This is a genomic window from Ureaplasma sp. ES3154-GEN, from assembly GCF_025780075.1.
In the GTDB taxonomy this organism is placed as follows: domain Bacteria; phylum Bacillota_I; class Bacilli_A; order Mycoplasmatales; family Mycoplasmoidaceae; genus Ureaplasma.
This window is the reverse complement of record NZ_JAOXHM010000006.1, coordinates 1-23,735: the sequence shown is the minus strand read 5'-3', so window position 1 is coordinate 23,735 and position 23,735 is coordinate 1. Positions and strand designations below refer to the sequence as shown.

7 protein-coding genes are annotated in these 23,735 nt (G+C 29.5%); 6 read left to right on the top strand and 1 reads right to left on the bottom strand.

Annotated features, from left to right (window positions below; translation table 4 throughout):
• Positions 1-24 precede the first annotated feature (24 nt).
• Positions 25-2,337 (top strand): hypothetical protein, encoded by a 2,313-nt coding sequence (locus OF377_RS02880; RefSeq protein WP_263836384.1) that lies wholly within the window; start codon positions 25-27, stop codon positions 2,335-2,337.
• Here OF377_RS02880 and OF377_RS02875 read toward each other — a convergent pair.
• The gene (locus OF377_RS02875) at positions 2,334-2,543 is read right to left on the bottom strand and encodes a hypothetical protein (RefSeq protein WP_263836383.1); all 210 of its coding nucleotides are present in this window, start codon (positions 2,541-2,543) and stop codon (positions 2,334-2,336) included. The two genes, OF377_RS02880 and OF377_RS02875, sit on opposite strands and share 4 nt — an antisense overlap.
• A 103-nt stretch (positions 2,544-2,646) precedes the next feature.
• Between OF377_RS02875 and OF377_RS02870 the strand changes: the two genes are divergently transcribed.
• The 5 genes from OF377_RS02870 to OF377_RS02850 form a co-directional block, all read left to right on the top strand.
• Positions 2,647-2,886: a hypothetical protein gene (locus OF377_RS02870; protein ID WP_263836382.1), complete on the top strand. Its 240-nt coding sequence runs from the start codon at positions 2,647-2,649 to the stop codon at positions 2,884-2,886.
• A gap of 356 nt (positions 2,887-3,242) precedes the next feature.
• A complete protein-coding gene (locus tag OF377_RS02865) occupies positions 3,243-3,491 on the top strand; it encodes a hypothetical protein (RefSeq protein WP_263836381.1) in 249 nt (82 codons plus the stop codon).
• A gap of 15 nt (positions 3,492-3,506) precedes the next feature.
• Positions 3,507-12,608, top strand: coding sequence for a hypothetical protein (locus tag OF377_RS02860; protein WP_263836380.1), 9,102 nt, complete (start codon positions 3,507-3,509; stop codon positions 12,606-12,608).
• Positions 12,609-12,622: 14 nt separating this feature from the next.
• Complete coding sequence (locus OF377_RS02855) at positions 12,623-21,982, top strand: hypothetical protein (protein WP_263836379.1); 9,360 nt, start codon at positions 12,623-12,625, stop codon at positions 21,980-21,982.
• Positions 21,983-22,606: 624 nt separating this feature from the next.
• Positions 22,607-23,735: Vmc-like lipoprotein signal peptide domain-containing protein (locus OF377_RS02850; protein ID WP_263836378.1), on the top strand; the 1,129-nt coding region annotated here is incomplete at its 3' end.

The window sequence follows — 23,735 nt, the reverse complement described above, 5'->3', positions numbered from 1 at the left end:
ATAAACGATATAAAAGGAGTTTTTATGAAAAAAAATAAAAAACAACTCGTTTGGGCGAGTTTAGGTGTTTTAAGTAGTTTAGCAATGATTGCAAGCGTAGCAGTAGCGTGTAAAAGTAATACACAAGTAGGTGGTGTTTTCGCTGACACTGATACAAATAATGCGCGGCAATTGTTTGAGAAATACGAAAAAGAAACAACTGATAAATATATTCAAGATAAACATAAAAATGAGATTCTTAGTTTATTAACAGAAACAAAAAGTCAAGTAAATGAAATTTTAAACAAGAATGTACCAAATAAACAACAATTAGTTCAAAAATTAATTAATGAATCTGAAGAAAAAATTCATAATTTAATTAATGACCAACAAACGATTGATTGAACAGTTTATAATGAACGAACAACTCTTAGTTATGCAAATAGCAGCACCATGGCATATGCATCAATTAACAATCCAATTGATTTAAACCAAATTCAATTATCTAATACTATGGCTACTGCTGAGTTGGTAAGTGCAGAGAAAAAAGATGATGGTATTTATGTCACATATACTTTAAAAAAAGATAACAAACAATCAGGTCTATTAACTAAAGTTATTAGTTCTAGTGATTTCCAAGAAGCAAGTGATTTTGATTTTGGGACAGCGAATAAAAAAGTCAGCATTGATTATTTAAATAAAACAAATACATATTTTAAAGATGTACCTAGTGGCTTAAATCGTAGCTATTTCCGTTTTAAAACTAATGGTCTTGAGATAATTGTTAATTTTTTACGAGCAGAAAAAACAGACGAACAAATTGATGTTTACTATACATTAACTAAGGGTAAAAATACAAGTAGTGAATTCAAATTCACAATTCCTGCATCACAATTTTTACAACCAAAAACAGAAACACAAACAGATGATGGAAAGAAAAATAATGAAGAAAATGGTAGCAGCGAATCAACATCAAGTGTTGACTGAGGAAAAGCCCAACAAAACACAAAAGTTTCATACGAAAACCAAGAAAATATTTTCTTCTCAGAAGTTCCTAACACAATAGATCCAACCAAAGTTATTATTACTTTTTCAAATCCTGAATTTAAAATCATTCTTGTTAGTGCGGAAAAAAGTAATGATAGCATTAAAGTTGTTTATCGATTACAATATGAAAATGATTTATCACGGCACTTTGTATACTATATTCAAGATACAATGTTTAAACAAAATAAAACAGAGGAATACGTTGCATTAGAAAATCAACTTAATACTTTTAAAACTAGTTTAACAAATCCTGATAATGTTCAAACTGCGATAATTACAGCTCTTGATGCGATTAAGGTTGAATTGGATGTCAAGGCTATTGCTAAATACAAACAAAAAGAAGCAGAAGAAGAGTTACAACGTTATCTAGATACTGCTAAAACTCTAAATGATATCAATACAAAAATCAAAGATTTAGAAACTAAGCAGGATGAAAGCCAAAAAGATGTAGCAAATACATTAGTTACTGAAATCAAGGGATTATTTACTGGTTTAAAAGAAAAAACGCCAAGTACATTTACAAATGGTTTTTATGAATTAGTTGATCAAGAATACAAGAAATTAATTTCATTAACTCCTAAAACAACATTTACAACATTGGGTTCATTCCAATCAAATGATAGTGATTTCTTATATGTTGGTGTCAGCGACGAAACACACTCGAAAACAGCAACAGTTACATATAAAATTATTGATGACGGACATGTTGATATTACAGTAGAGAATATTAATATGAATAAAGAAGTTTACGATAATGCTGGTTTTGATAGTTTATGAAATGAAGTTGTTACAAGTTTTAGAATTGTTAATTTAAATAACCGCAATCGTTTAGATTATATGGCAGATTCATATAGTCGTGATTATATAGGTTCTCGTTTACAAAATACAGATGAAGCAACAGGGTTGTTTTTAGCACCGGGTAGTTTATCTTTTGTAAATAATGAAACCTATACTGTTAAATTGACAGAAAATAATTTCACAACATTTAAGACAGAATTATTATCTAATAATCGTTTAGTTTATAAAAATGTTCCAATTGCAAATGTACAAACATTATTAGGCAATAATCCATCTGCACAAATTGTTATTACTGATTTTAATATGCTTAAGGATGATCCGAACGGTGGTGAAAAAGTTTCTATTTTCACTCCAACATTTAAAAATGATGGGGTTGTATATAATGGTATTCAAACCTTAACTGCTGCTGCAAATGGGGTTAATGACGATCGTCAAGCGGTTGTTGTGTTTGCGACTACAAAAGACACATCTACTGATCTAGGCAATGGTTCAACTACTACGAATAATAATTAACCTGCTAGTCCTGAAGATCCATTAGCAGAATATAGTCCAAAGTATAGTTTTGATAAACTAGGGGTAACTTTAGCTGATGGTGGTGTTACATTCACAGTTAATCATAATACTGTTACTGTTAGTGGGATTAGTGTTTTTTGAAAAAATGGATCCGAAGCATCTAAAGCAAATAATGAGCTTAAAAATGTTATTAGAAACCGAATCATAGAAGATCGAAAAAGTGAGAAAAATATTTTAAAAACCAGTGAAAATCCAAATATTTTAGAATTATCTAGTGTTGGTTTGGTTTACCTTAAAGATAATCAAAAAATGATATCTAATAAATTTTACAGAAGACCAACAGGTAACCAACAAAAATTTGATAACGCAACGAAACAAACGTACAACTTCGTTTTACCTGATACATCAGATACAAATGGGATTAAGGTTATTGGGTTAGTTTTAACATTATTTGCAAATTCCCAAAAAGAAATTACAAGAAAAGATGGCACCACACCATACGAATTAGAATTATACTTTGATAATCCATTAACGAATAGTGCTGCTTAATTTTAATAAAATTATTTTTTATTTATAACAAATTGATACGGATTGATGTTTTAGAATGTGGAACTTGAAAAAAGTTAACAAATTCGGTATAATTATGATATAGATTACAAATTAGACACAATATGTTCAAAACATTTGTTAGAAATATTCGAGAATAAAAAAGAGGGTTTAGTTTTGTAATAACCCTCTTTTTACTTTCCTTTTGTTACTTAATTTTTACTAAAAATTAGGACAAAACAACCTGTTTTAACAAAATAAAAATTTGCAATTAAAATTTTTTATGGTATTATAACTATTGATTTCTTTTCTGCAATATATTCTATATATTGTGTTTTTATTTTTATAAAGGAGAATTTATGAAGCAAAATTTGGACAAAACGGAAAATAAAGAATTATATCGGTATTCACTAACTCGTGCTGCTCGCAGACGAATTGCCACATGGGTTATTATTAGTTTTTTAATTTTATTATTTTTGGTCGGGATCGCTCTATTAATTGCTTTTGTAGCAGATTTTTATATATATGAGAATTCTAATAATAATGGTTTACTGTGAACAGTAAACCAAAGAGTACATGGATTTTTAGGGTATTTTAATAATAAGTAGGATTTGGAAAAATAAATGAAAAAAGAAAATAACAAACAAAAACGTCGTTTAAAAATTGGTTTAATTATTTCTGCTAGCTTAGCGATTCCAGCGGTTGCATGTGCGATTGCTGTACCTTTACTATTAAAAACGAATAATACAAATAACAACCCGAATGAAGGGAATGTTTTTGTAGAATTAGATAAACAAAATCAAAAAGCACAAAACCTATTAGATGCCAATCAAGATTACACAAATCGACAAGATATTGATAAAGCGATTTTGTATGCTCACCAATTATTGACTAATAATCAATCGCCCATTAAAACAATGGTGAAACAAAGAAACATACTTGCTGAATTAGAATTAAGAACTGTTTTACTAAATGACAATCAACCTGCAAATGCTGAAGCTTATTTAAATTTATTCCATTTAGCAGATACTCGAGCTCAAGCACAGGCGGTAATTGCAACATATAATGCAAATGAAGTGCCTAAGTTTTTAAAAGAGATTAATGCTGTTTACCAAAAAGAACAAGCAAAAATGTTGAACTTTGAATCAACAATGTTTAATTTTGAACGTATGTATAACCGGAATGAATATGGTTTGTCAATGAACCATATGGTTAATGATTTATATCAATTAACGCAGTTAATGATTGAAAAATCAAAAGCTGATTACTTGACCTACGATGAAATTACTCAATTTGAAAATTTATACAATGAAGTTTTTGACCAAGCTAGCACAAAGACAAGTGCACGGACATTAAAATTCAGCACTATTAATAATATTTTTAAAAATGTTTTAAGAGAAATTGCTGATGCTCAATTAAGTGATAGTATTAAACTTGCTTTAAATAACGAAATTAATGATTTAATGAGCTTTGTATCTAACCATCAAAACTTTTTGGATGTAGAAATTAGTAATGAAGATAATCAGAAGGTAACTGGTTTTGATGTCATTAAAAATCATTTATCCAGTGTTTTAAACAATGTTGCTAATTATTTTAAAAACCCCATTGACATTAAAGTAGGAATTGATTCCTTAGTTGCTGAATTAAAAACGATTAGTGGTGGTTTAGACGAAGATTTATCCCAATTTGTTAGCACGCTTTTAAAAAAATCATACACTACAACAAATGATGTAGATGTTTTATTTGATAATTTTAATAGATTAAATCGTGAATTAAATCAAATCAAAGTTGCGCAACAATTATTAGGACAAATAAATGATAAAATTACAACAGCATTTACAAACAATGTTTTAGATGAAACAACAAAAAATGAGTTATTAAATGAAGTTACAAATCTTCATTTTAACGATAATTTTCTAACTTATATTTCAAATTTAAATAACATTGGCGCAAAAATTAATGCAAAAACAATGTTTGTTAAATTTAATAAAAAACAAAAAGAGCAATTATTATCAGAATTGAAATATGTACAAACTAATGCTGTACGTATGTTTTTATCTGAACAAGAAGTATTGAATTTAACAAATCAGGTTCAAAATGCGGGTAATGATGATGAATTATTTACAATTAATCAAGGGATTAATAGTGTACGAACAGTTTATAAAAAAGTTTTATTAAACTTATTACCTAGAATTAAAACTGAATTGACAGAAGATTTTGTTTTAGATAGTTTTAAGCAAACATTTAGCGATCTAGAAGAAAATTATACAAATTACGCACAACCTTATTCTCTTGCGACACGAAATCAACTGATAACCGCAGTACAATGAGTATTAGGTTTCTATGATGATTTACGTGTGAGTCGCCAAAAACAACGTCACAGTGAATTTATTAATTTAACTATTAAGCCAGAAGTAAACACAGCTTTTCCCGAAGGTAAAGCCGACAAAGTTAAAAAGAATTTATTAGATAAATTAAATGCAATCTTAAACCAAATGAATGTTGTTCAAGATAACACAAATTTAACTTACGAACAAAAGCAAAAGAAAATTTATGATTTGGGGGTTTATGCAGACGATTTACGCGCAAAAATTACGCAAATTGCCGATTTAGGGCTACTTGCTAAACAAGTGGACAAAGAACTTTCATTACTAGAAGAGGATAATGAAAGTAATAAACAAATCAAAGCACAATTGGCTGCTCGTTTAAAAAATATTAATGATTTAATGAGTCAAGCTAAAACTGCACTTGATAATCCCACTGAGCATAATTTAAAAATCGTTCAGGATAATTTAAGCGATGAGTTTGAAAATTTCTTAAAAGAAAAAGCAGAGTTTAATGCTCGAAGTGATTTTACTCGGATTAAAAATTTAATTGAACAAACTTACGCCAGTTTCCGAGAACCTAACCAAGCACAAACCACTTTAGAAAGTAAAATGCTTTCCAAACTTACCAAACTAAAAAATGACATTATTAATCCGCCAAGTAATTTAGATGAGGTTGCAAAGGAAGATTACCGTAATCATTTACGTGCAGAAATGGATGTTATTGCAAGCGAAGTTTTATTAGCTGCACAATACGAAAAAACAGTTAATAATGCAAATAAAGAACTTGATAATGCAAAAACTTTTTTAAACAAATTAAATACTACATTAGTTGATCCTAAAAATCCAACTGCTGGTAATTTACACGACAAATTAGAAGCTCTTAATCCAAACCCAATAAGTTTAGAAAATGATATTAGTAATAAACAAACGGAACTGAACACGATTAATGCAAAAATCAATGATCTTTATAATAAACAATCATCAAATCAATTAAATGATTTAATTCCGGTTATCAACAAAGATGAACTTGCTGTTTTAAAGCAAAAAGCTGACCAAGTTAACCAGTTAATTAAATTAGATCTTGCCAAAGCGCGTCTAATTGCTGAAACTTATAAAGTAAATGATTTATCTGTCCACGATGCGCAAGAATCAAATCCACAACCACAACCATATAAATCATTAGATGATCAACTTGCTTCATTAGATGCAAGCAAAAACGAATTGTTGGATTTGATTAATAACGAATTAACAAACCCAAATTTAAGTTCAGATGAAGTTGCAGCTTTAACGGACCGTATTGATGCTTTACAAGCAAAAATAGTTTCTCAAAACGCACTAGCTAAAAAACTAAACATTGCTCTAAAAACATACAAGGAATTAACATCCACGTGACCGATTCAGTACCCTGAATACGCCCAACAATTAAGTGCGACAATTCAAGCTAACGGGTTAGATTTTAATAATTTAAATGATAGTGATTTGGTTCGTGCACAAAAAATAATTAATTTGGATAATGAGTTAAATAAACAATCAAATGCACAAGAAGCCAAAGACTTATTAATCAAGTTAATCAATCTACGTGTTAACCAAGCAGAAACTATTTCTAACAACACATCTGCAATAATTACGGAAACTAATGGCGTATTAACAGATGCTGATCACCAAAATAGAGCTATTTACCAAACATTAGACATTGAATTGCAGGATTTAATTAATCAATACCAAACACTAATTGGTAATATCGATACAACAGATGATCAGTTCGCAGGATTAATTGTTAATATTCGTGCTAATCTTAATGATTATCGTCATAAGAAAAATGCAGCTGCAAATAATTTAAAAGAAGCAATTAACAAAGTTACTAGTTTATTTGCTTTAAATAAAACATTAGCAACTAATAACGGAGTGGATTTAACATTAACAGGTTTAGAAACTCCTTATTTAATCGCTCTTGAAAACTGATTTAAAACAGTTACATCAAGTGCAATTATCCCTAATCAAACTGATGTTTACTCTTCTGAATATTTAAATCATTTTAAAATTGTTAGTGCATTATTATCTAATAGTAGCGAAAAAGGTTTTTTCAATTTGTATGAGATTAGTAAAAACCACGATAGTGTAAGCTTTAGACCAGTGTCTAATGTTTATGATGCAAACATTAATGTGGAATATATTAATCAGTTTGTTAATTTAATTAACTTGGCTTATAACAAGGATATTTTTGTAAAGAATAAAAAAGCGCTTGAAGCTAAAGTTAATGTATTAGCTGGCCACGAGGATAATAATCTTGATTCTAATAGTACAATCAAATTAACTGACCCAAAACCCAGTGCAACGGATACAGCTTTAATTGCACAATTAAACGATTTAGTATTAAACACAATTGATCCAACAGATTTAGCAAGTATTAGTAATGCTCTAAATAAACTTGAACAACTAAACGCTCTTGTGGACAAACAAACTCAAGTTGCATTGAAGATTAATAACATTAATAATAATGATCAACGCGAGACCTTGAATCTAACAACTGATGAATTAGTTAAAGCGTTAAACGAAAACAAACCAACAGCGGATGCGGAAGGTAATTATGCATACATCGCTAAACCAAATGACGGGACAAATTCTGCACCAGCTGAAATCAACCGTTATTTAAATGCGATGAATGATGCTTTAAACAATAACAGCAGTTTAACACAAACAAAAGCTGCAATCGAAGAGGATATTAGCAAACTTGAAACACGTTTTAATGAGTTATATGACGAAAATATACATGATAACGATATTCAAGAAAGTTTGTGGTCCGAACAAACATTAGGTGGAAAAATCAAAGGTTTATTGCAAAAATACCGACAAGAAGTGAAAAATCTTGATAACACCGATTTAAATGCCGCAAAACAAAAAGCAAGTGAAATTCAAAATAACATTAGCACAATTAATACAAACTTGAATAACTTGTTAGAATTAGCAAAGGTTGTTAAGGAAACTGAAACTAAGAAGAACGAAGCTCCAACAGCAGTCGATTCGGATGTAACTGATGATTCGTTAGCTTTAATTAATCAAATTAAGCAAGAAATGAATGAAAAAGTAACATCTGCAAAGCAAAAATATGCTGATTTAGATAGTTATGACCAAATCAGTTTAACAACTGATGAATTAAATAACTTGATGTCTGATTTACAAGAAGCAGAAGTGATGCGTGAACATTATCTACAAGCAAGTAAGTTATTAAAAACATTTACATATCACCAAATGATAGCTAGTGTGAGCGATACGGAACAAAACACGACTTCACGTGCAAAAGCTCAAGCTTATTTAAACTACTTTAACACAAAGGTAAATGATGTTACAAATCCACAAAACCGTGTACACGCATTAGAATTGAGACGTGTTAATTTCTTATTAGAGAAAGTAGTTAGTTTATACACGAAACAAAAGAATCGCTATGAAAAAGAAAATGCTATTGCGGACCAAGAGTATATGTGAAAAACAGTGGTAGATGATACTACATTTAGCGTCGAAAACACAAATAATTATTGGTGATTTAACCAGGATCAAGGGAATGACTTTAATCCGTTTAGTTTTACAAATGATGCATTCTTGTTATCAAAAGTTATTATTGATACAATCCCCAACACTCCTGATTCTTCTGAAATTGATGAAGCCTTCTTTAATCAACAAGTTAATCAATTAAATGAATCGTTAATAAATGGTTTAGGAATTAAATTTGATAATACTTACAATACGTATTTACAACGGAAGAATTTGATTGATTTAGTATTGACCAAAACTGGTAATGACGGATATTACGAAAACGATCATGAACGTCTAACAAATAATACTGATCAATTCCTAACTGCTCACCCGGAAGCTTACAATAATTTGAAAACAGCAATGAATAATTTTTATTACCATGGTGATACAGCTATTCTAAATAATTTAAAGCAACCAAAGACTAGTTCTGATAATTTTGTTGCAAATCAAAATGCAATCGCAAGTACGAAATCACATATTATTAAGGTTCGTAGCTTAATTGAAAGTTATGTTATGCTTGCTCAGGCAGTTCAAAAAGATCTTGATATAATTAGTAAATATGTTACTAACAATAATGGTACCTACACAATCAATCCTGGTACAAACGAAAAAATTAGTGCAACTGTCCAATTATTATTAGATTTAAACAAAGAGGTTATTGACAGTTACTATTATAAAAATGATAATTTGGCACAAATTAAAACACAGGAGCAAAAAATCTTACGTTTAACCGCCCGAATGAAGATTCTTGAAGCTTACACTGAACGTCTTGTCCAATTAAATAACGCAGCATCAGCTAATAATTCGTGAGTAACAGATGAGAATAAGGCACCACTTTTAAATATTCTAGAACATGCTGTAGCATTAAGTACAGCTTCTAATGACACGAGTGCGTTCACATATGAACAATATTACAACCAATTCATTGATGGTGACCAGACAAGTTTTGACAATAGTTTTAAAAACACTGAACAACTTGCTAAATTAGTTGTATTAGCTGAAACATTCCAATTAAACCAAACACCTAACACTCCCCGTTATACTGAACACTCAGCGGCAATGAATACCTTGTATGCTGAACTAGACAATTTAATTATTCGTGCAAAAAAAGTATTAAAAACACCAGCAACTGGTGATAATGTTGCGTGATTAAATGCTCAAAAAACTAACCAAGGGATTATTCAAACTTTAATTTTTGAAATTGGGGATGAATCTCGAGGTATTATTACTCGTTTAAAAAACCAAAAACAACTTGAAATTAGTACATTCAAACAACAAGCTCAGACATTGTATACATACATTACAAATAATTATCAGTCTAACGCTTCACCGTTATTAACAACTAGTAATATGGGTGGTTCAAATAACGATGTTACATTTATCTGGAATGATAATAGTAATCCATTTAACAGCGAAGCTACGATTAATAATTTTGATGATTTGAAAACTTGGACAGAAAACATTAATACATGAACTGTAAAATTACAAGCCCAGGTTGATCAATTAATTAAATATGAAAGAAACAAACTACGTGCTATTCGTAATAAAACACAAGTTTATTTAAGTTTTTTAAACACAACTGCTATTACAACAAATATTAATGACCCAGATTTGACAACAAGAAATAATAATGCAAATATTGACCATAATTTATTATTAAAAGCAGTTGGTTTAGATAACCAATTAATTAGTAATGCTGTTAATTTACTAAACAATACCAACACTAATTTAGCAGATGATTTTGTGTTAGTACCAGTAAGTGATAACGAAAGTAAATATACGAAGTTATTTGATCCATTAAGTGAGTACTACTACCAAAATATTATTGGAGCAAAATATAGTAATTTGACAGCGGATTTAACAAATATCTTTGATAGTATCTTGACAATTAGTATTAATAGTCTAAATAAACTAAAAATAGATGCATATGCATTTGGAAATGATCTAAAAACGCCAACTGGTGACAATATTAATTTACGTAGTTATCTTGATGAAGTTATTAAAGTTTTAAAACACATTGAAGACGGTGCATCAACAGGATATCCTGAAATTTTAACGACTCGTTTAAATGATTTAATAACTAAAACAGATGCATTAAATACTTCGGTTAATCTAGCAGATCCAGTTAGTGAGACAATTAACTATAATCTCGAACACTTAGATGATGCGATTAAAACAGCACGTAATAATGCATGAACTGGTTTTGAAAATTTTGCAACCAAAGCGGTTGACGCCTTAAGTGCAATTAATAAATTAATTTATGGAACTGATCAACTAGACACTTCTGCATATACAGATGAGTATTCATTACGAAAAGTTATCAATGATTTCTTAGATCAAAGAACCAACTTTAATACAATGTTAAATTTAGTTGCTAAAGAAAATTTAACAACTATTGATAGTGTCTTTAGCAATGTTAAATCATCTTACATTAACAACACGAATAATGTAAACACTCTAAAAAGTAATGTTCTTAACCAATACAAAGATAGCGATTTAGCACTGACTAATTTACTAACAAGTACAAAAGATCTATACAAAGCTGCTGTAGATTTAAATAAATGAATGTTAGATTCGTCTAATCAATCGTTCTTCTTTGATTATTTAAACCAACCACACAACGATAATCAAAAAGAAACTAATGCAACTAATATTCGTCCAAAACAAGTTGTGCTAGCTGAGCAGTTTGTTCAACAAGTACATGAATGAGAACAAGATACTAGTCGGTTACAGACTGTTGGTAATAAAAAATACTTGTGAATCAATAAGGAATTATCTGACATCACAAAACTTGCTGATTTATTTGATGATTTCAGTGTTTTATCAAATGAGCAAGACCAAATTTTCAGCAATAATGTTCGTATTTATCTTGTTAAAGAAACACAAGATCCTGATTTTACTAAATCATATTTACAAACAAATACAGCATATAAAAAAGTTAAAATTAATTTAGCTTTTGAATATGTTAAACCGACTGAAAATATGCAAAATAATATTTTCTGAAATGTTAATTCTTTCAAAACTAGTGTTGATGATATATTTATTCGGTTCCATACGCTAAACGAAGTTGTAATTGATAAAACTTATTTGGCTCCAGAAACGAATAATGTTAGTTCAAATATTAATTTATTTAATTCAGCAAAAGCGGGTTGAAACAACAAAAACCTAATTTATAACTTTGTAAACAGCGTTGCTTCCCAATCAGCAATTTATGCTCAGCATCATAATCTTGAATATTTAAAAGATAATGCTTTTAAAAATTCAGATGCTGGGGCGAATAAAAATTCAGGAATGAAGATTAAATTTAAAACGAATAATAATGGTATTAGAATTCCATATAACGGTAGCGATCATTATTTTGTAAACGCGACAGACAATACTACTAATAACAGTTATGTTTATTGAAATGCAGCAACATTTGATCTTAAAGGAAATGATCAAAAATTTAGTTTCTGAATTCCAGTATTTATTGCTATTCCTGTTCAAGACAAAAATGATCCAAGTATTAAAGGTGCTTTATATATTAGTTTCCAAATTATTAGTAATGATATTAATTGAACAAATGGGAACGGAATTAATATAAAACCAGATCTTTATATTTCTTTATGAGCAGCGTGAGATTATGGGTCACAACACGTAGGTTTTGTTCCAGTTGGTTATGAAAATTCAAATACAAACACGGCGGATGAGATTGCGCAATGATTAATAAAAAATAAATCTGATAAGTCGTTAAGCGATGGTTTTACTCGTTCTCTTAGCAACCAAAACATCGAACGTCAAGGTAATCAATTTAAAGATGGTATTGAATACTTTGATATTTCAATTACTTTACACCCCAAACAAGATGACGATGAGTCAAATAATTAATAAGGAGCATATTTATGAAAATTACTAAAAAATTAATTATCGGTGCATCAGTCACGTTTATTAGTGCAAGTGCTTTAATTGCAACAACCTTATTGATTCATGAAAAATTTGCTTCGTTAAAGCAATCGTATTTATATACAACATATGCAAAAATGCACAGTGATGCTAATGATTTAGCTCAGGCATTAAATGTTGATCTAAGTAATATTAACGAAGATTATGATGCATCGTGAGCCGTTCTAAATAATAATGAAGCAAGTGTAGCAGATAAATTAAGATTAATTCATCACAACCAACAAGCTTATACCAATGCGTTAGTAGATGCAGTAATTAACCAAATTAACAATAATCAATTTGATAAAGACAACACAGAAAGACTGATGTTGTTTTTGGGATCACAAACTAATTTTTTACAAGAAAAAGATTTACGACAACAATTTTTGGCAAACGATCTAGTAGATATTGATTTACTAACGCCTTTGTTTACTGATGGTGATGCTACTCGTAAAACTCAATTATTAAACAACTACCGTAATGTTTTACAAATATCTTTAGATCACCAAAACCAAGCCTTACTACAGGTGTTAAATAACAATGTAGTTAATTTGCATTCATTGACTAGCCAAACCAAGAGTTTAGGTAGCTATGCAATTACTAATCAAGCTGTTAATTTAATTAATGAAATTAATGCGTTAGCAATGAACAAAGACTATCGTCTTAATGAATTCCAAATTCTAATGCATAAATTAGATTTAAATGTCTCAGATTTAGATAAAAAACAGGATGTTAACTATACGAATGATTTTAATGCATTAGCTTTAAAAACTAAAAACGTTCTTTTAAATAAAATTAACATTGTTTTCAATCAATTGTATAGTGTTCTTGAACAAAAGAACAGTGATCAAATTGATCACAAGCAATTAGTGAGTTTAAAAAATGATTTTCAAGCAAGCAAAGATTTGAATGCAGCAACTTATTATTTAAACCAACTAAAAGAACTTGATCAATCAGCAACTGATGAAGTTGCTTTAATGAACACAAGCAAGGAATATAACCGTTTAAGTGCTTTTTATCATGATAATTTTGTTGTTCAATTAAACCAAACTACCACCGCTGAACAACTAAGCAACTTAAATACCCAATTTGATGAGTTTGTGAAATCTTTAAATGAAAATACATTATCATCTGTTGATTTAGTGGCTCATTTTAGTGAGTTATTACAATATACATCTGATCGAATTGTCTATTTAAAGAAACCTTTAAACACTTTTAAAAACCAATTAGGGGTTCAAAGATTATTAAATAATTTATACATTGATCGTTCAATATTACTAGATCAAAAATTTAAATATGAAAACGAACTAAATGGATTGCGGTTTGCAGATGAAAGAATTGGTTTGTTTAAAACATTACTAGATCAATTAGTAGCTAAGGACTTAATTACCCAATACCAAGTTATTAGTATTAATCAAAAATTAGAACAACAGATTAATGAATATACTGATTACCGTCTTTTCATTGATGAAATTAATAGTGATATTCAAGGGTTTGTCGACTTATTAAACACGCAAAGTGAATTAGTAGTATTAAAAGAGCAATTAAATAATCTACATAATTTATATAATGATGCTGATGTAGTATTTAATAAATACTACTATAAACCTGTATTAGATCAAACTAGTTCACTGTTGTTTAGTTTAGATCAAGATTTAATTAGTTTTAAAATTAATCCACAATTGGCAAATGCAAACTTAAAAGATAAGTGAGAAAACACACGTTATTTATTGAAAAACCAATTGCAACATATTTACAACAAAGTCAATGAGGAACTAAATAATATTAATCCTAACTTAATTAACAAGCAGGATTTTGTTAATCAATTACAAGTGTTAAACAATACAAGCGAAACAATGTTAACAGAGTTTAACCCTGTTACATCAGTTGTGTTATGAAATCAGATTAACGCTTATACAGATTTATTAAAAACTTATGAATTAGTTGCTGTTTATACGAAAAATAGTGCAATCTTCACTAATAATAGTGAATATATTCGTCGTTTATTTAACGAAAATAATGATCCTAATTACGTATATAGTCCAAGTGAACAAATTCAAATTGATAGTTTAGATCAAGGTGTCAATGATTTCGCAAATATCACTAGTTTAATTAATGATGTTTTGGATAAAAAAACAAGTATAAAAAATGTTAATGCTCTTATTAATCAAATTAATGACCACACGGATAATAGTATAAAGTTACGAGCGAATGCGCAAGCGATTAAGGATTTAACACACACGGTGAATGAAGCCGATGCTCTAGTAGACGCAATAAGTAAGAGTTCAACAAAACTGCAAACAAAATTAAAACCTTATCTTGATCAAATTCAAGCATTAAAAAATGAAATTAATGAAGCATTAACGAACCCAGATACAGATATAGCAACAATTAATGCCTTAAACAAACGCTTAAGTGATTTGGTTCTTGAAACTAATGATCAGCGTAAAGATGGGGAAATGCTAGGTTTAATGAATAAAATCGGTGAGGATTTGATTAAAACATACCCAGACGCAAATTTAAATAGTGTTAATGCTCCTTCGAATACACCAGGGGTTGTAGCGCTAATTAAACGTTTAAATGATCTTAAAAAACGTGTAAATCAAAACGATTTAACCGATGAACAAAAAGCAGCGTTATTAAAAGAAGCAAAGAATTTATCTGCCATTATTCCTTTAACTGCAAAAATTGAAAAATTGCAACAGGATTTTGCTAATAAAGCCCAAGAATACAGTGGTGATCCAAATCATAAATCACGAACAGTTGCGGCAATTAATAACATTGACCCAGTTAATGATAAGGTAAGAATTCTGTTTAATGTTTTAGGAAACGACAAAAATATTCCTCCTTTAAAAGATTTCTATGATTTAATTAATAATCCTGATGCAAGCAATCCAACTGAATTAGGTTTAGAACAACAATTAGATAATTTAGATTTAGCATTTAATCGTGATCGTATTCAGACATATAACGATTATTTACAGGCGAACGTATTTAACGCTAATGATGCAACTTTAACACCTTTACAAGTGGCATTTAATGAACGAGTTAAAAATTATGTCAATGATTATGCAAATACAAATATCGCATCAGACAATCTTGTTACTGTAAAAAATGCAGCTGACACACTAAATGCAGACAAAGAATTGCAAGAAAAACTAAAAGCAGCCATTATTTTGTATGATAAGCTTGTTGAAACATCACCGCTTGACGCTGCTAAATTAAATGAAGTAATTAACAATAATATGTTTAATGCCTTTAAAGGGGTTAAACAACAAGTTAATGAACTTGATAAAGCTATGCAAGTGGCAACGAGTAAAGCGGCTTTACGGAAGGTTTGGAATGAATTAGATGGTGTTTTAACCCCGGACGAAAAAAATTGAAAAATCTACAATAACCCCAACAATAATTTAAACGCAATGATTAATCAACACGCTAGCGATTTAGATAATCTTTATCTGGCTTATACTGAAGCTAACGAAGGGATTACCCCGCGTGATTTGAAAAATGCTTTAAATAATTTAACAGAATATGTAGCAAATAAAAAACAAGAAAAACAGGCACTGTTAGACCAGTATAACAATAATTATAATGACATAAAAAACAATGTCATTGGTGGTGTTGTTGAGAAAAACGACAACGTGGTTGTCGGGGGCTTAGATACTTTATTAGAACAAATTGATGCAGCTAATAGTCCAGAACATCCAAGTTTCAAAAACTATAACGACCAAAAAACTGAATTCGAAAATGCATATTTAAACAAAAATACAACAAATAGTGCAGATTTAAAAGCGTTTAAACAAAAATTAATTCATAGTTTCCAACAAGATTTATTGTTAAAAAAAGTCAAGGACTACGAAACAAAGTACGCAAATTTAAAAACGCAGCATCCAAATGGGGATTATAATAACCTTGATGAACAAGTTCAAAAATTCGTTGATTACATAAACGAATTTACCAATGATCCTAACCATACGGTTGCACAATTGCAAGCTATGCATGCACGGATTGAAAGTTTCTATGCATTAAATGAAATCCAAGCGGGTGGTTTAGTGCAATTGAAGGAGTGGTCAAAATCTCAAGAGTTTGCAACCCAATTAGAAACTAAATTAGCAGAAGATAATTTAACATATGAACAATTATCACCAGAAATTAAACAAAGTATTCTTGAACTAACTAAAATTAAGGATGCCGTAGAAAATACAGGTAACAAAGATAATACTACCCAAACCCATTTAGAACAACTAAATGCTTTGATTAATAAATTAACTAATCAGGATAAAAATCCTAACAGTGATATAGTAGAAATCAAAGCCGCTTTAACTGATGCTGCACAAATTATTGAAGACAACTATCAACAAGCAAGTAAAGAATTAAACCAAGCGTTAAATAACGCAAGTATTGGTTTAGACACACAACGTTACGCTGTTAACGCAGTTAACACTGCAAAAACAAGCTTATCAAACGCTATAAATGGGATTGATGAAATTGCAGGTTTACGACTTGCTAATAAAGTCGCTATTAGTGTTGATTTACTTACATATGTAGAAAATCAAACAAATGATCCAAATAATGTCATCGATCCAGAATTATATAATTTAGTAAAAAAAGCGGTACAACCACTTGAGGAATTAAATGAATCTGCAAATGCAACATTAAATAATTTAAAAACAGTTAATACCCAAATTAATGCGCTAGTTACTAACAAAGAACTTTTAGTTGCGTTAGCTAAAAAAGTTAGAATTGGGCAAGATTTTGTTACAAGCATTAAACAACAAAATAGTAGTTTAAGTATTGTTTTGGAAAACTATATTACTAATCTGGAAAATGAAGTGAATAATATCCATACTAATGTTTATGGTAAAACTTTATTCAATAATAGTGTAGATAATACAACGGATTTAATAACCAATGCCCAAACACGCTTAAACAATGCAATTACTGTTTTATCACAAGCCCAGGCAACAAACACAATTGTTAATGAAGCAAAAACATTTGTACAAAATATAAGTTTCAACGGAACAAACGGTATTGACAACCAACAAGCTTATACAACGCGTTTAATCAATTGGTTAGACAATAATATAGCAACTGTAGTTGATGATAAACAAGTTCTTGCTACTTTAGCACTAAATTATGTTAAAAAATTGGCTGAATTATCAGAGAAAAATAAAGAATGAACTCAGCTAACAAGTACATATACCGGATATAATGCGGATATTAATAGTTTAGTTTCTGTAATGGGAAGTGTTCTTCCAGATAATGACAACAACTTATTAACACCCAAACCTGCAAATACAATAGGGAATCCAAGTATTGTTAATGGTTTGAATATTGCCATTAGTACTTTAACAAATGGTTTAAATAAGCAAGTGGGTTTAAACAATGCACGTCTTGCTTTAAATAGTAAAATTGATAATTATTTGACAAATAATAATTTCTTTCTTGAAATTAAAGCAAATTATGTTAATTTAACCGCAAGTATTGAACAAAGAATTAATAATATTCGCTCAACAAACAACAATACTCTAAGTTTAAATGTTGTTAATGCAGAGAATACTAAATTAGATTTTATGATTAGTTTATCTGCCAAGTTTGCGGATTTAGCATCGCAAATTAATGCTGCACAAACATTTGTTGACCAAACATCACCTATCAATACAGAAATGGGACAACGAATTAATGAATTTGCAAACACCACGATTGCTCATGCAGCGGCATTATATACTGATCAGGAAACAGATTTAGATACTTTCAATACAAAAATTGATGATGCAATTAAAGAACTTGCCTTTCAACAGGCAAAATTAAATTTATTTAACCAAGAAGCACAGGTCAAATACCAATTAAATAACAATGATACTTTAGAGCTAGCAGAAAAACAGGTTTTAATTAACAGGTTAGCAAATTTTAAAACTTTAATTGATAATGTTGATCAAAATGCAACGGATGCAACTGAACAATTTGTAACGTTATATAACCGCTATTTAAAACAAACATTATCTAGCTACAATAATGCGACTGATGATAATGACTCAATTGTTTTAATTTTAGAAAATGCTGTGCATTTGCGAAAAATGATCAATTTAGCTCAGGATGTCTACAATTTTAAAGTTACTAATGAATTAAACGCAGTTATTGATGGGAAATTTCTTCCAACTAACGACCAAGCGGTTATTAGTGCATATAACGAATTGCAGATGAAAATTAACCAAGCAATTGCTATAAATCAAACAGATACAAACCGGAATGAACATCTAATTCGTGAGTACTACCAAATCATTTTACCGAATGCGATTAAAAAAGTTTATGATGCGAAAATGAAATCGTATCAAAAACTAATTGCAGCTGGGGATAAATTAGTTCACGAAATCGAAAAAACAGATGGGATTAATAGTTTATTAAGAACAGCAAATGCGACAAATCCAACTTTACCAGTTGAAACTATTAAACAAGAACTAAATAAAGCTAAAGCTAGCCTAGAGGCTTATAACACATATAACACTGCCTGGTTTGCGAACCCATTATATATTTTTGATGCAGATAGTGTTACTAAAACAGATAGTCAAACATGGAATCAAGTTCAAGATTCAGTGTTAAATAATGTTCAAAACTTGATGAGTAGTATTAATTTAAAAGAATTTAATACAGCTTTAGGAACGGGCCTTTCAGTTTATGCGAAACAACTAATTACTTTATTTAATTTACAAAACCAGAATGTTATTGATGTTCTAAATAGAACGAATGAATTTACCAAACAAATTCAGTTCAGTGCTGATAATTATAGTCATTTATGAAATAATGCAACAAAAACAGCATTTAAAACATTAGAAACTATTAAAAATAAATTTTTAAACCAATTTGTTAATAACAACCAATTAAATGAAGCAAGTGATTTTTATAATAACCAATACACTTCACTGCAACCTACAGATTTTATTGATACATATTTAAAGCCAACAACTATTTTGATTCAAAATGCAATTAATCAAATTAATCATTTTATTGCAAAAATCAAAACGGATGTAAAAGTCTTTATTAGTACTCAACCTTCAAACACAAATGCATCATCTGGTTCAAATGTTCAGTCTGGATGATTTTATAAATTCAATAATTTATTCAATGAAGTTAATCTAGGTGATAGTAATAATAACTTTTTGATTCAAGCAAATTTACTTAAGGTTTATACATTATATATTGAACAAATTAAACCTGCTTATACTAGTTTAACTACAGACTTAGCAAATTTTGAACAAACAAACCAAGCGGAGGTGTTAGCGGCTTTTTATAATAAAGTCTTTGACTATCGTGCTAGATTAAATAATTTTATGCAGACTTTAAAGGCAAGTTATAGTGAATTTGTAAATGACCACAGTAGTTTAAATGAGATTACACACAATTTGTATAAGATTAATCCAAATACAAATAATGTAGAAAATGAATTTAGTTCATATATTAATGGAGATAATAAACTGGTTAACAGTTATGCTTCGGTTTATCAAACAATGCATTCTAAGGTGTCTGCATTGCATGCAGATAATGGTGATTGATTAACTGCAAATAACTACGATTTAGTAGAATATCTGTTTAAAAAAGACCAAACAGATATTAGTCCTAGTGCCGATGTATTACCAGCGAATAATTCGAATCCGCCAAGTTCATCATCAGCAAGTGCAACCAATGTTAATCATACTCAATTATTTTTTGATTGAGTAAACGACTACCGCCAATTGTTTTTGGCACAAATTAAACAAACAAGAGCAGTTGCTAGTAATAATATACCTGCATACCAAGATATCAAACCCAAAGGTGATATCAATTACAAAATATTTGAAAATAAGTTTGCAAACATAAAACAAGATAACACTACTAATCCAATTGACATTACCCAAAATACTTCATTCTTAGAAATGTTTGAACGTTTTGCATTCAGTAAAATTGATCAGAAATCAATGTTTAACCCTAATACTTTAAGAGTATTTCTAATGCCAGCATATGCACCAAGCGCAGGGGTTAACAATAAAACGTATTATAGTATTATGGATATTGATCCAGCTAAACCAGCAGAGAGAAAACTGAAGTTTAAATTGCGTTATATGTATGCTCCAAATACATTAATTAACTATCAACAGTTTAATGGAGTGATGTATGATGATGTAGAGGTTGAAATTAGTTTCCAAGCAAAAAATGAGATTGCTGCTTTATCAGGAAGTTCAAGTATTTTTGCTGATTTAATTAATAACCAATACCAAACAGGTTATAACGCTAAAGTGCTTGTAGGTAACTCGGATGAATTAAACTGGAAGGCAAGTAATCAAAATGATATTATCAACGAGATTATCAGTGCTTTTAAAAAACAAGTTTTAAGTGAATCAAATCCCGTTAATAATCAAGCAAGTAGTAATCATAAAATTTATGATTACAATGAAAATAATGTTGATACTACAAGTGCAAACATTAAATTCCAATTCAATGAATTCTTCTCTCGAACACAATTTTCACAAATCGTATCAGATAATGCTAAACAAATCGTGCGATTATCCACTAATGCGAATAATGAAATTGTTGTTCTAGTCGCTGTGCCTTCGACTTTATCAACAGGTCCAAATGAAAATCAATACTTAAATAATAAATTCTATAAAACTCAAGGGACTGGTAATTCTGCACCAATTAACCAAGATACATGAATGCCCTCAACGTTATTAATTAATATGAAATTTGCCTTTGAATGAGACCAAAATACGCACAATATTTACATGTATAATTCATGGTATGAATTACATAATGTAGTAAAATATCCAAAACTGCAAAAAACAGCAGGCAATAATCCGACATATTCAGTTGCAACTGATAGCAATACATGGGAAAGATGAACAAACATTGAATTTGCTCGCTTTATGTTGCATGCACCATATGCAACTCAATCTGTGTCATATGAAAACGATAGTACATTATCAAGTGGAGTTCCCAAAGTACCGAGCGATGCGGCATCTAACACGATGTTGGGTGCATGACTGCAACCACAAGGTCATACAAATACTGTTAACGAATCATTAACTCAAGTTAATATTGAACAGCCGACACTAGATTATCCTGATTCATATCAGGGGAAACGTGGAAGTGACTTTGTGTTACGTGTAAAAGAGGAAATGTATACAATGTCTCGTGGATTCTATATTGCTAATCCACGAACAGGAACATATTACATTACTCATGGTAATGATATTAATCAGACTCAATTTAATAATACATTTAAAGCGATGAATATATATAACACAGGAATCACACACTTTAAATTTAAGATTCGTTCTAAAATATAATTTAGTTAGAATAGTTATTATTTTTTAAATACCGTAGCATGCGCTATGGTGTTTTTTATAATTTAAATAAGATTTGTACAATAATGTTTTTTAAGAAATAACATAATATGATTGCTAGTTTTATTTTTCTTAACAATATATTTAAATCTAAATATAAAAAAGCATAATAATACTTTTGAAATTGAATCATAGAATATTTATTATTTAAATGTGTTAATTATTTTATTTTCTATTTGTTTTCTAATTTGAATTAAAGAAAAATATCATATCTCATTAATTTTATTTAGTAATATCTAAAATGCAAATATATTTAAAGAAAACAAAAGGTTATGCACTTGTCTTTGAAAACAAGTGAATTTCCAGTTAGAAAAATTAAAAAACTTGCATAAAATTTTCGACATAATTACACATATTTTTTACCCTTGTATTTAGAAATTTATTGTTTTAAACAATGAATTTTAAGTATAATTAAAGCAAAAAGAGAATGACATTTTTCATTGTTTATTATTTTTTCTAATGTAGAAAGATATTTTTATATTTTTAATGTCATTATTCTTGTCAAGTAAAAGATATTTTAACTAAAATAATTTTTAAAAATTAAGGAGTTTTAAAAAAACGATTTTTATGAAAAAATTTAATAAAAAATTTTTAATCACTAGTTTTGGGTTGCTTTCAGCAGCTGCATTGATCGCTTCGGTTGCAACCGCTTGTAAAAAAGCAGCAGACCCCCTTTTAAAAGAAAATTTAAGTAAATTTGATAAATTTGTTGTTTCAACAAGAAGCAAATACAGCTCAACTGAATTTAAAGATAAAGTAGAAGAGGCTTTAGAGAAAGCTGTAAAAAAAGTAAATTTATACCGAGATGGTACAACAAAAGAAGAAGCTAATAAGGTAATGTCAGTACTGAATGCTTTAGAAAAAGAAATTTCTACTTTAACTGAATCAAAGAAGATTGATTGAAATAATTACAATGCAAAAGTAACATTAACATATAAGAATCAATCAAACGTAATGTTTAGTGAAGTACCTGCAAATCCAGAAAAAGAAATGTTTATTTTTAATACTAATGATGCTAATCTATCATTAGTTTTTAAAAAAGCAATGAAAAAAACTGACGGAATTACTGTCACTTATACATTAAGTATGAATAGTGAAACTTCACCAGAATTTAGTAAAGAAATCAAGGCAACAAGTTTCAAAAAACAAGAAACTATTAATCCCGCTAACCCTGATTCAGGCAAAGAATCAGAAACCGAAAACAATGATGAAACAGATACTGAAAATGGCGATGAACCAGGAACACAAGAAGCAAATACTGAACAAACTGATCCTGCAAAACCAAAACCTGATGCAGATGCTAAAAATGCAAAATGAACTAAACTAAATGAAGGTACAAAAATTGTTTATAAAGCATCAAATCAAAAACGTATTTCGGATATATCAAACAATGATGCATATGACTTAAAAAACGCTTCTTATTTTGATTTTTCTAACCCAAATGAAGGTGTTAGTATGTCAATTCAAGCTGTTTATAAAGAAGGCAATAATTTATTTGTAGAATATTATTTAGTTAAAAATGGAGAACAATCATCATTAACATTTACGAAACAAACGCCAGACGGTGCTAACCCAGGCGCTAGTGAAAACACAGCTGCTGCTCCTAAAGAAGATGCAAACCCAGGCGCTAGTGAAAACACAGCTGCTGCTCCTAAAGAAGATGCAAACCCAGGCGCTAGTGAAAACACAGCTGCTG